This is a genomic window from Fructobacillus evanidus (genome assembly GCF_963580165.1).
GTDB lineage: Bacteria > Bacillota > Bacilli > Lactobacillales > Lactobacillaceae > Fructobacillus > Fructobacillus evanidus.
On the sequence record NZ_CAUZLM010000005.1, the window covers coordinates 29,260 to 40,817 of the forward strand.

Here is an 11,558-nt window from a genome sequence, read left to right on the forward strand (position 1 = left end):
CCTATAAACCGCTTATCAACAACATCTTGAATTGAAAACAAAGTTATTCCTGATAATTTTTTTAATTGACTGGAATGGCAAACAAATAAAAAAAGCTAGGAACATTATTCCTAACTTTCTAAAATCAATTAAAACTTAACAGCGATGGCTGGTGTTTCGCCCTTAGCAAAAGCAACAGCGGCATCAAATGATTGGTGAACCATTTCGTCAACGGCCTTAGTCGTATAGAAGGCGATGTGTGGCGTAACCAAGACGTTGTCGCGAGCAATCAAGTCCGCAATCTTTGGATCAGGGAATTCCTTACCTGACCAGTCTTCGTTGAACAAGCCAACTTCTTCTTCATAAACATCCATGGCAAAATCAGAAACCTTACCTGAGTTCAAACCATCAATAACGGCATCGATGTCCATCAAGTTTCCACGAGATACGTTAACCAAGACAACGCCGTCTTTCATCTTAGCGATGCTGTCCTTGTTAATCAAGTGATGGTTTTCAGGAACACCAGGAACGTACAATGAAATGGCATCGGCTTGTGCATACAAGTCATCCAATGAATCAACGTACAATCCTTCTTCTTGCAATTCCTTGTTTGGGAACTTGTCGTAAGCAATGACCTTAGCGCCGAAGCCCTTCAAGATATTGATTGCCTTACGGCCGATGTTACCAGTACCGATAACACCAACAGTTTGCATGCGCATTTCGCGACCAATGGTTGGTGCCCAACGCAAGTCATGCTTAGCAACCTTAGCATCCATTGGCTTCGTACGACGAAGCAAACGAGACAATTGAATCATTGAGTGTTCTGCAATGGCGTTTGGTGAGTAAACTGGGACGTTTGACACGTTGAAGCCCAATTCCTTGGCAGCATCGAAATCAATATTGTCAGTTCCAACGTTACGCAAAGACAAGTTCTTTACCCCAACTTCAGCCAAGGCAGTCAAAGTTTCCTTTGTGTAGTCTAACTGTTGGTAAACAACAGCTGAATCAGATCCCTTAGCCAATTGAGCAGTTTCGGGCGTCAATAATTCTTGCGTGTAACCAACCGTTACATCTGGGTTCTTCTTTTCCCAATCTTCCAAAGCTGGCTTTTCATCGTCACGAATTCCGTAAGCAAAAATTTTCATTTTCGTCCTCCAAATTAACTTTCTAACAATATTATACACTAAAATTAGTCAAAAAATCCGGTTAAATTACTTATTTTTTCAAAGTAATTGGCTTTTCGCCAGCCTTCTCCATGATGCCATCAATCAAACCGTATTCTAAGGTTTCTTCGGCAGACATCCAGAAGTCACGTTCCGTATCATGAGCAATTTCATCTAAGCTCTTGCCTGAACCGTCAGCCAAAATTTTGTTCAACTTCTTACGTGTCTTAGTTAACTGGTCAGCAATAATAGCCATATCGGTTTGCTGTGTACCACCGGCTGCCCCACCCATTGGTTGGTGGATTAGATATTCGGCGTTTGGCAACATAAAACGGTGCCCCTTTTCACCAGAGGCAGCAATGATGGTTCCCATTGAAGCAGCCAATCCCATCACAATCGTTGTCACGGGGGCCTTGATGAAGTTCATCGTATCGGTAATCGACAAACCAGCGGTTACAGAACCACCTGGTGAGTTGATATACATTGCAATTTCTTTTTCAGGATCTTGGGCTTCCAAGAAGAGTAGCTGGGCAACAATTGATGTTGCCATGCTATCCTCAACCTCACCTTGAACCAAAATAATTCGGTCCTTTAGTAAACGGGAAGGCAAGTCATAGGATTCACGCCCATTGGCGGTTTGTTCAATTACTCCTGGCCACATAGCAATACTCCTTTGTAGTGTTCTTAGAATATAATTGTAACGCACTTTATCAAGAAACTAAAATAAAGGCGAATGATTTCAAGTTAAATGTTATCCAAGTCAAAGTCGCCACCGGATTGAATTAAATCAGCTAATTTTGCTAATTTACGCATACGATGGTTAGCTCCTGATTTAGAAATTTCCAAAATATCGCCAATTTCAGCCAAGGAGCCATCAGGATGGTCGAGTCGGGCTCTGGCAAAATCAGCTAGTTTAGCCGGCAACTCATCAAGGTCACCGATTTCCTTTTGGATCGTCAAAATCGCTTGAACTTGGCTGTTGGCTGCAACAGCGGTCCGCTGCATATTGGCCACATCAGCATTATTCATCCGATTGACCGAATTACGAGTATCGCGGGCAATCCGGATATCGGCAAAATGAAGCATGGTTTGAACAGCGCCAATTAACTTTAGAAAATCAACAATTTTCTCGGCCCGCTTCATATAAACAATGTAACCAGAATGCCGAGGAGTGACCTTGACCTGAAGGTCAAAGTTTGTCATCAAAGCCACCAGTTGTTCGGCTAACTCCTCATGACCGGTGTAAATTTCCAAATGGTAATTGGCCTTCTCAGGTGAGTTCACCGAACCAGCAGCCAAAAAAGCCCCTCGCAAAAAGGCTTGCTGTTTTTTTTGGCTATTCAATAACCAAGCTGGAACCTCCTGGTCAATCCCCAATGGATCAACACCAAGCTCTTTTAAAATTTGATCAACCTGACTTTGTAAAACAACCAAAAGTTTCTTACGATCAGATAAAGCGGCCCGCTGGTTGACTTGAACTTCTACCACTGCCGTCGGATAAATTTGTTTAATCAACGTATAAATCCGACGAGCAATGGCCGGATTTTCCGTTTGAACCTGGACTTCTTGATTCATCCCCCAAGTCGAAGCGCCATTCATCTGCAAAAGCGCAGCCAATTCTGATTTGGCAGCATCGTCTGAAACCGTGCGACCGGTTAATTCTTTTTTTACTTCTGCTGCGTAAGACATCTTACTCCTCTGTCAGTGAAACTAATACGTCGGCCACCTTGTCTCCATCGTGAAAGGCCCCAGCATCACGCAAGGCCAAGAAGTCCTTGGAAATGCTCTTGGCCCCAGCTTGTTTAATTTTCTCCGGATCTTGAGCAACTTGTTTGGAAATTTCGCCCCACTTTTGGTAATCAACGAAATCTGCTGGTACCTCTTGATCATTCGTTAAAACATAGTCAATCAAATTTTGACCTAAATGGCGGTTTAAGACCGCTAAGTGTTCGGCATCGGTATAAGAATCCGTTTCCCCTTTTTGGGTCATGATATTAGCGATGTAAACCTGCTTGGCCTTTGTTTCTTGCAATGCCTCTTTAATACCTGGCACCACAACATTCGGTAAGATTGATGTAAAGAGCGATCCCGGTCCAAAAACGATTAAATCAGCATCTAAAATGGCTGCAATGGCCTCTGGACTGGCCACGATTTCTTCGCCTGCTTCATTTGGCTCTACCCAAACATGGTCCAAGGACTGGTGAGCAGCCGTAATAGCTGCTTCACCCTCTAAAAGCTGACCGTCCTTCGTTTGAGCATGTAAAATCAGTGGCTGTTTTGCCACAGGAAAGACGTGACCCTTGATTTTTAAATAATTAGCCAAACGGGCAATGGCCTCCGAAATATCACCAGTCATTTCCGTCAAAGCCGCAATCAGCAAATTACCAACCGCATGTTTAGCCAAGAAGGCATCATTAGTCTTAAAGCGATACTGGAAAAGATCTAATAGTTCCTGGTCCCCTTCTGACATGGCTACTAAGATATTACGAATATCCCCAGGTGGAATAATATTCACGTAGTCGCGCAATAAACCAGAAGAACCACCATCATCGGCAACCGTTACGATTGCCGTTAAATCAACATCGTGTTGGATTAATGGGTGAATAATGACAGGCAAGCCCGAGCCCCCACCAATCATCACAATTTTTGCAGTCATCTTTCGATCCCCTCTCGTGCTATTACTAACAATATTTTACCATTTTTACCGGTTTATCATGAGAGCGAAAGAAAGAAATTTCTAAACAAAATCGGTGGCTTCGTCGACTTCACCACCCAGCAATTGGCCATTCTCTTGCATCGACCAATAGCCATCCTTGGTCACAATAAAGGCATCGAGGAGTGGCAAGTTTAAATCCTGCCCCAAATGGTATAGTCGTCTCGTAAATTGTTTGTCCTGAACGGAAGGCCGTAAATTTCCCGACGGATGGTTATGGGCAATAATAATCGCATAGGCATTGGCTAACAGGGCCCGCTGAAAGATTTCCCGCGGTGAAGCGGCCACCTCTGTCAACGTACCAACAAAGACGACTTCCCAACCAATCACGTCCAATTGCGTATTTAAGAGGGCCAGAAAAAGTTGTTCTTGCTTTAACGTTCCTAATTTTTCCTTTGCAAAAGCGCCAACCATGTTGGAATGCCGGGCAGAAAGTAAGATTGGGCGACGTTCGGACGCAAAGGCCACTCCTAAGTGCATCGCAATTAACAGGGCCTGATTCGGTCCGGGATTTTCAGCGATAAAATCAGCCTTTGTCTCATAATCGAGTTCCCAAAAAAGATATTTTTCGGGAAAATACAGCTGAAAAATTTCGCTGTTCTTTTGGCCGTCCTCGCCGATGGCCTCGTAAAAATTAAAAACCTGATTTTTCATCATATTGCTATTCTCCTTCAAGCAATCAGACGAAAAAATCAGGTTAAAATTATCCAAAAAGCAAAGAGTCTTTAGTCCTTAATGACCATTGGACCATCACCGGCATCCTTCATGACCTTCAATGATAGGTAGACGGCCAGGGCAATCAGGATCACATCAAAACGGTAAGTCCACTGAATACCATTCAACGTTGCGGCAGACAAATTCGTTGCGCCCTTTTGGAAAATGGAAATAATTGAGGCAGCCAAGGCAATTCCAACAGCGGCTGAGTAATTATTAACCGCTGAGAAGATTGAGTTACCAGCACTGTGAAAGACTCGGTCAAGGTGTGAAATGGCATTGGTCATATTGTTTCCAAACCAGAAACCACCACCTAGTTGGGTAATCACAAAGGCAATCGTCATCGACCAGACGGTAAATGGTACCAAGACAATCCACACCATGCCAAGAACAATGAATCCAAGACCAATCGCATTGGGCAACTTAGGGCCGAAGCGGTCGTACAGGTTTCCAGAGATAATCGACATAATAGCAAAGCCAATGGCGCCAGGGAAAAGCGAGAGACCAGCGACACTTGAACTCTGCTTCAAGACCAACTGCAGGCCCATTGGAATTGCGTAGTTAAAGGTCAAGTTAACGACCTGAATTAAGACGGCCGCTAGGACTGCCTGACGGAACATTGGCAGGGCAAACATTTTTGGTGAAAGCAGTGGTTCCTCTTCCTTTCGCGCATAGAAATAATACCCGAAGATGCCAATTAACATCACTGCTAAAGCCGTTAAACTCAAAATATTGAAAAGACCGTGGCCAGACAAGCGATCCACCGTGATTAAGCCACCAACAAAGAAGCAAGACAACAATAGCCAGCCAATCAAATCAAAGCGGGCTTTCTTAAGCGGATCAATTTGCTGAATGGTGAACCAACCAACGATTAGGGCAAAGAGCTGGATGGGCAAAACTACCCAGAAAATCATGTGCCAGCCATAGTAGGCCGTTAAGAAACCACCAAAGGCAGGGCCCAAGGCCGGCGAAAAGGAAACAATTAAGGAGGCTAAACCAATCATCGTCCCCCGGCGGTTATCGGGAACCTGTTCAAAGACGACGTTGTTCATGAGGGGCAAGCCAACGCCGGCTCCAACACCTTGCAGAAGGCGACCAAAAAGGATGAGACCAAATTGGTTGGAAGTCGCATCGATGAAAATTCCAATCAATGACACCACCCCGGCCACCATAAACTGGGATCGGTTACTAAACCGGGCCTTCAACCAGGGCGACATAATGACAATCATCGACGTCAATAAGATGACCCCTGAGGTTAACCACTGGACCGTCGCTGAATCAACATGCAATTGCTTCATCAAGGCTGGGAAGGAAACGTTCAAAGCCGTTTCCAACATAATATCCGTAAAGCCAAGTAAGGCAATTGCCAAAATACTCAAAATTAGCCGAGGGCTTAAGACTTTTTCTGGCATAATTCTCTCCTAACATCACTAATAAAGTACAAAGACCCTGTAATCACAACGGTTTGCTCCTGATTTTCACTGAGGGCCTGGTCCAATGAATCGTACCAAATCAGGTCCTGATTTGCTATGTCCACCTGATCTTTTTGTAGGCCTGGTCGGCCAGCAACCCCCTCAAAGGGTACCAAGGCCAGCGTAATTTGCGGATCGTTTTCCAGTTCCAAGAAAGCTAAATCAACATTTTTATCGGCCAAAGAGCCAATAATGACCGTCACTGGGCCAGCCAGATTTTCCTTAATTGACTGGTGTAGGGCCTGAATGCCGGCCTGGTTGTGAGCCCCATCTAAGTATATCTTTGGCTGAATTTGTTCAAAACGTCCGGCCAAAAAAGCCTGGTTCAATCCGGCTTGAATCACCTCATCTTGCAAATCAGGACGCCAAGTTTTCAGGGCTAGCACCGCGGTCGCCGTGTTATCAGCTTGAAAGCTTCCCGCCAAAGCTGAATGAAAGGCCCCAACCTGCGCCATCAAAACCGGACTGCCAACCTCTTTGGCCTGCACTTCAATCACTTCTTTGGCCTCATCCGTAACACCAGGCCCAATCACTGTTTTTGACCCCGGCTTGATAATCCCAGCCTTTTGACTGGCGATGGCGGCAACGGTGTCGCCAAGCATTGCCTGATGGTCCAAAGCCACTGTTGTTACTACGGCCACCTTGGTCGTCTTTAAAATATTGGTAGAATCAAAGCGACCACCGATTCCTACCTCAATCACAGCCAAATCAAGGTCTTGGTCGGCGAAATACAGGAACATAATGGCCGTCACCACTTCAAATTCAGTTGGCGTCAACTGCCCAGAGGACTCCTGCTCCACCCGGTCGGTTGCCTCCTTGACTTGATTAGTATAAAAAATCAGGTCAGCCGGTGTGATTAGTTCCCCATTGATTTGAAAACGTTCCCGAAAGTCAGTAATAAATGGTGACGTAAAGGTCCCAACGCGCAAGTCCGCTTCCTTAGCGACCGCCGTCACCATGGTTGCAACTGACCCCTTTCCATTAGTACCAGTAATGTGAATCGTTTCTGCCAGACGGTCTTCAGGATGACCCAAAGCCGTCATCAAGGCGTCTAGACGGGTGAAGCTATCTTTTTTGCCAGCCTTTGGCCGACCATGAATATAGGCCAAGGCCTCTTCAATTCTCTTCACTAACGGTTCTCCCAACTATAGTTCTAATACTCATTATAACGAGATAGGGACAAAAAAACCGCCTGATTACAGACGGTTTTACACTTTTTTAAGCGACAAATCCGCTCAATTTGTAATGTATCTAATTTAGTCTTTTTCGCGGACGGTAAAGTCACGGCGACGGCGGTTGCCACCACCTTGATGGCCACCACGGTTATCGCGGTTTTCAGAATGTGAACGGTTACCACCACGGTAGCCACCACCATTACCATTACGACGACCGCCGCCATTGCCACGGTAGCCACCACCGTTACCATTTGAACGACGGTTGCCGCCACGGTAACCACCGCGACGTGATGATGAACCACCCTTACGGCGAGGCAAAGGACGTTCGCGTGACAAGACAACTGGTGCATTTTGCTTATCCAAGCCAGCCACAGCAGCCAACAAACCAGCAGCCAATTGCTCGGCTGTGAATTGTGACGTCATTTGGTTAACTTGTTCTTGCAATTCAGCTGGGTTCAAGCCCTTGATGGTTGCGGCTGCAGTGTCAATGGCACCGTTAATCCGACCAATCCGAGCTTCCTTCAACGTTGCTGGTTGCAATGGCGTCATGCGCTTCTTCGTCAATTCTTCAACAGCACGCAAGTAATCCATTTCATTTGGCGCAACCAAAGTTACTGAAACACCTTCGGCACCGGCACGACCAGTACGGCCGATACGGTGAACATATGATTCTGGATCTTGTGGAATATCGAAGTTATAAACGTGACTCACGTCCTTAACATCCAAACCACGAGCAGCAACATCGGTTGCAACCAAGAGGTTGATTTCATGGGCCTTAAATTGGTCCAAAACACGTGAACGCATTTGTTGCGTCAAATCACCGTGCAAACCAGCGGCACGGTAACCACGAGCTTCCAAACCACGAGCCAATTCTTCTACTCGACGCTTTGTCCGACCAAAGACAATGCCTAAGAATGGCTCTTGGATATCAATTGTTCGAGTCAAGGCATCAAACTTTTCTTCGTGACGAACACGAATGAAGTATTGGTCAACCAAATCAGTTGTCAATTGCTTGGCCTTGATTTGGATGTATTCAGGATTAGTCATAAACTTCATCCCGATTCGCTTGATAGCTTCAGGCATCGTTGCAGAGAACAACAGTGTCTGACGGTGGTCAGGAACCTGAGCGATGATGGCTTCAATGTCATCCAAGAAGCCCATGTTCAACATTTCATCGGCTTCATCCAAAACCAATGTCTTAACACCGCCAAGCTTGGCAGTCTTACGGTTAATATGGTCTAACAAACGACCAGGAGTTCCAACTAAAATTTGTGGGTGTGACTTCAAGCCCTTAATTTGTGGGCGAATATCGGCACCACCGAAGACCACTTGGACGTTGACTGATTTGTCAGAACCAAGCTTCTTCAATTCTTCGGCAGTTTGGATGGCTAATTCTCGTGTAGGTGAGATGATAACGGCTTGGATGTTTTGATCATTCAAGTCGATGTTTTCCAAGATTGGCAAACCAAAGGCGGCTGTCTTACCAGTTCCTGTTTGGGCCTGGCCGATAACATCCTTACCTGCTAAGGTCAAAGGAATTGTCTTTTCTTGGATGGGGGTTGCTTCAACGTAGCCGTGGGCTTCGATTGACTGCAAAATGGCTTGTGACAAGCCGAGTTCATTAAACTTCAAAATTATCTCCTTTTTGCGCACTGGTTCAGCGCGCCCTGACCCATTTCTGAGTCGTTTCCATCGTAACGTGCCACCAGCACGTCAAAAATACGCCAAGCAGTTTATAGTCTAGCTGGGCTGACTAGTGTTTAGGAAGGAACCTTCGCTCCTGTTAACTTTTCATATAGTTCATGTGAGAGGCCTTCAAAGCTATGGCCATGGTAGTACTGATTTGCCAATAAGATGACAGCATCTTGGCTACTCTTGCCTAATACAACGGATGGTTCAAAACCATTGAAAATCCCATGAGAGGTGTAAAGATTGCCATAACGATAAAGCCCGGCGACATAATGAGCCGGCAAGTGCTGGACTAAGAGGTCCATTGGATTCTTGAAGAAATCACCGTGGAAGAAGAGCCAATAAGTTCGGTAAAGCATACCAGCAGACATTGCGAGGTTCCCTGTTCCGGTTTCTCGCTCATTTTCCACCTTAGTGACACCCGTTGGGCTAGTAGTGTCTTCTTGATAACCCAAGGCAGCCTTATCATCTTCTGCAAACCGTGCATAATCATCAATTCCGAGCTTGTACTGCTTGTTATAGTAGTCTTTAACCATTTTGTCAAAGGACTGGCCTGAAATTTTCATTAAAATACCAGCCAGCAACCGATAATTAACCGGCTGATATGACCAGCCGGAGCCATTTCCAATGGTTGCCCCAGTAGTCTCAGTATTATCCGCCGAGAATTGGGCATTATCTTGGTCAGAAGTAAAGGTCGTTGGTTGCAACTTTTGCTGCAAAGAAGAGGTCATTGTCAACAGGTCTCGAATCGAAATCTGATCAGCATTGGCAATGTTTGGATAAAACTGGCTGAGGTGGTCATCATAGGAAAGCTTCTTTTCAGAAACCGCCTGACCGACTAAAACGGCCGTCAAAAACTTAGCGGAAGAAGCAATATGGTAAACCGTTTGGGCATTATTATGCCACTGCTTACTATAATTAGAAAAACCATAACCCTGGTTTAAAATAATCTTGCCATTCTTAACGACTAAAGCTGTTCCGGTAAAATTTTCATTTTTTAGTTTCTGATCAATTTCTTCAGCAGTCTGATTTTGCGGACTAAGGTCCTTTTTTAGATTTTTGACATTGTCAGCCGAAAATGTTTTTTCTGCAGGCAAAATTGTCTGCGGACTAGCCTTGGTTAACTTTGCTAAGCCAATTGCTCCCCCAATAAAAAGAATAATCAAGGTAATTGTTAACAAAGCCAGCCAATGATCCCTAAACCACAGTGATTTTACTTTTGCTGGGAAAAGATCGACACGTTTAAGCATGGACACCTCCCTGCTTGTCTCGATTATCGACCAAATGGTCTACCACTTTTTCCAAGTGGATACCATGACTGGCCTTCAAGAAGACACAGTCATTTGAATCAAGTTTTTTGGTCAAATCAGCTATAAGCGTTTCCAGCTGGTCAGTTTGATATAAATGAACTTGATCAGATGCCAACGCTTCTTTTAACGCCGGTCCTAGGTTTTCCACCATAAGAGAACCAACCAGATAAACCGCTTTTGGTTGTGACTGCAAAACAGCTTCTTTCAAATCGGCATGAAGGGCCGGTGCCGCTTCACCAAGTTCAAGCATGTCGCCAAGAACTAAGACCAAATTTTCAGTATGATCCTTTGCCAACGCCTCCAAAACTTCTTTGGTCGCTGTTGGATTGGCGTTATAAACATCCGAAATGACCATTGCCCCATTGGTTGCTGTCAGCAACTGGGTGCGGTTTTTCGTTAACGCAAAATTTTTCAAGGCTGAAGCAATCGTCTGGAGGTCCAAATCGAAAGCTTGGCCAACACGAATTGCCGCCAAGGCATTCCTAACATTATAACGGCCCAGCAGCGGAATTGCAAATTCTTGGCCCTGATCGCTAAATTTTGTTTCCTGTAGCGTTTCAACACAGTCATTTGGTTCCGGTCCAAAACTAACCGTATTGGCTGGCAAACCTTTGGCATCCTGCAAGAGTGGTTCATCTTTTGGAATCAACAACTCCCCATCCGGCTTTAAGCCAGCAATAATTTCCAACTTGGCCTTGGCAATGTTGGCTCGTGTTTTAAAGAATTCAAGATGAGCCTCACCAATCATGGTAATGACGGCCAAATCAGGTTGAGCCAGCGTCGACAAAGCCGTCAGCTGACCCGGACGGTCCATGCCCATCTCCAAGACTAAGACCTCAGTCGCCTCCGGCATCGTCAAAATGGTGACCGGCAGGCCAATTTCATTATTAAAATTAGCTGGTGTCTTAAAAGTTTGATACTTCGTGGCCAAAACCGCGGCAACCATATCCTTGGTTGTCGTTTTTCCATTCGAACCGGTAATAGCAACGACCTTTGGCTGAACCGTTTGCAGATAAAACTTCGCTAATTCCTGCAAGCCCGCCAAGGTATCGTCAACAACCACCGCTGGGACAGCCCCATCAATGACATGCTGTGTCTGCGCTAAAACACCAGTCGCACCATTTTTCAGTGCCTGATCAATATAATCATGGCCATCTTGTTCACCAACTAAGGCGACAAAGAGGTCGCCACCCTTGACCTGGCGAGAATCGAAGGCAACACCCGTCACAGTTTGATTGGCCGGTCCTTGCAGGGTTCCCTTAGTTGCTTGTGCGATTGTTTGTAACGAAAGGTTCATAGCAATTGATTTCCTTGTTTAGTAAAAATTTAGGTGGCACTTGATC

General features: G+C 45.3%; 10 protein-coding genes. All 10 read right to left on the minus strand.

What is annotated here, in order from left to right; genetic code table 11:
* Positions 1 to 128: 128 nt before the first annotated feature.
* The 10 genes from AABI08_RS04835 to AABI08_RS04880 all read right to left on the minus strand — a co-directional run bounded on the left by AABI08_RS04835 (position 129) and on the right by AABI08_RS04880 (position 11,512).
* Entirely contained in the window at positions 129 to 1,124 is a 996-nt protein-coding gene (locus AABI08_RS04835) for a D-2-hydroxyacid dehydrogenase (protein WP_338344016.1), read from the minus strand.
* Positions 1,125 to 1,194: 70 nt separating this feature from the next.
* Complete coding sequence (locus AABI08_RS04840) at positions 1,195 to 1,803, minus strand: ATP-dependent Clp protease proteolytic subunit (RefSeq protein ID WP_338344015.1); 609 nt, start codon at positions 1,801 to 1,803, stop codon at positions 1,195 to 1,197.
* An 83-nt stretch (positions 1,804 to 1,886) separates the two neighbouring features.
* Entirely contained in the window at positions 1,887 to 2,831 is a 945-nt protein-coding gene (gene whiA / locus AABI08_RS04845; RefSeq protein WP_338344014.1) for a DNA-binding protein WhiA, read from the minus strand.
* Position 2,832: 1 nt separating this feature from the next.
* Complete coding sequence (locus tag AABI08_RS04850; protein ID WP_338344013.1) at positions 2,833 to 3,798, minus strand: gluconeogenesis factor YvcK family protein; 966 nt, start codon at positions 3,796 to 3,798, stop codon at positions 2,833 to 2,835.
* A gap of 81 nt (positions 3,799 to 3,879) precedes the next feature.
* Positions 3,880 to 4,512 carry a JAB domain-containing protein gene (locus AABI08_RS04855; protein WP_338344012.1) on the minus strand — a complete coding sequence of 211 codons (633 nt, stop codon included), beginning with the start codon at positions 4,510 to 4,512 and terminating at the stop codon, positions 3,880 to 3,882.
* Positions 4,513 to 4,580: 68 nt separating this feature from the next.
* The gene (locus AABI08_RS04860; protein ID WP_338344011.1) at positions 4,581 to 5,981 is read right to left on the minus strand and encodes an MFS transporter; all 1,401 of its coding nucleotides are present in this window, start codon (positions 5,979 to 5,981) and stop codon (positions 4,581 to 4,583) included.
* The gene (locus AABI08_RS04865) at positions 5,963 to 7,171 is read right to left on the minus strand and encodes a bifunctional folylpolyglutamate synthase/dihydrofolate synthase (RefSeq protein WP_338344010.1); all 1,209 of its coding nucleotides are present in this window, start codon (positions 7,169 to 7,171) and stop codon (positions 5,963 to 5,965) included. The genes AABI08_RS04860 and AABI08_RS04865 overlap by 19 nt, the downstream gene beginning before the upstream one ends.
* A 126-nt stretch (positions 7,172 to 7,297) precedes the next feature.
* Entirely contained in the window at positions 7,298 to 8,848 is a 1,551-nt protein-coding gene (cshA, locus tag AABI08_RS04870) for a degradosome RNA helicase CshA (RefSeq protein WP_338344009.1), read from the minus strand.
* 128 nt (positions 8,849 to 8,976) lie between these two features.
* Positions 8,977 to 10,155, minus strand: coding sequence for a serine hydrolase domain-containing protein (locus AABI08_RS04875; RefSeq protein ID WP_338344008.1), 1,179 nt, complete (start codon positions 10,153 to 10,155; stop codon positions 8,977 to 8,979).
* Positions 10,148 to 11,512 carry a UDP-N-acetylmuramoyl-tripeptide--D-alanyl-D-alanine ligase gene (locus AABI08_RS04880; protein ID WP_338344007.1) on the minus strand — a complete coding sequence of 455 codons (1,365 nt, stop codon included), beginning with the start codon at positions 11,510 to 11,512 and terminating at the stop codon, positions 10,148 to 10,150. Before AABI08_RS04880 ends, AABI08_RS04875 begins: the two co-directional genes overlap by 8 nt.
* Positions 11,513 to 11,558 lie beyond the last annotated feature (46 nt).

Bases quoted from the DNA above. Each gene is read 5' to 3' on its own strand.
- AABI08_RS04835 (WP_338344016.1), bottom strand. From the start codon at position 1,124: ATGAAAATTTTTGCTTACGGAATTCGTGACGATGAAAAGCCAGCTTTG.
- AABI08_RS04840 (WP_338344015.1), bottom strand. From the start codon at position 1,803: ATGTGGCCAGGAGTAATTGAACAAACCGCCAATGGGCGTGAATCCTAT.
- whiA (WP_338344014.1), bottom strand. From the start codon at position 2,831: ATGTCTTACGCAGCAGAAGTAAAAAAAGAATTAACCGGTCGCACGGTT.
- AABI08_RS04850 (WP_338344013.1), bottom strand. From the start codon at position 3,798: ATGACTGCAAAAATTGTGATGATTGGTGGGGGCTCGGGCTTGCCTGTC.
- AABI08_RS04855 (WP_338344012.1), bottom strand. From the start codon at position 4,512: ATGATGAAAAATCAGGTTTTTAATTTTTACGAGGCCATCGGCGAGGAC.
- AABI08_RS04860 (WP_338344011.1), bottom strand. From the start codon at position 5,981: ATGCCAGAAAAAGTCTTAAGCCCTCGGCTAATTTTGAGTATTTTGGCA.
- AABI08_RS04875 (WP_338344008.1), bottom strand. From the start codon at position 10,155: ATGCTTAAACGTGTCGATCTTTTCCCAGCAAAAGTAAAATCACTGTGG.
- AABI08_RS04880 (WP_338344007.1), bottom strand. From the start codon at position 11,512: ATGAACCTTTCGTTACAAACAATCGCACAAGCAACTAAGGGAACCCTG.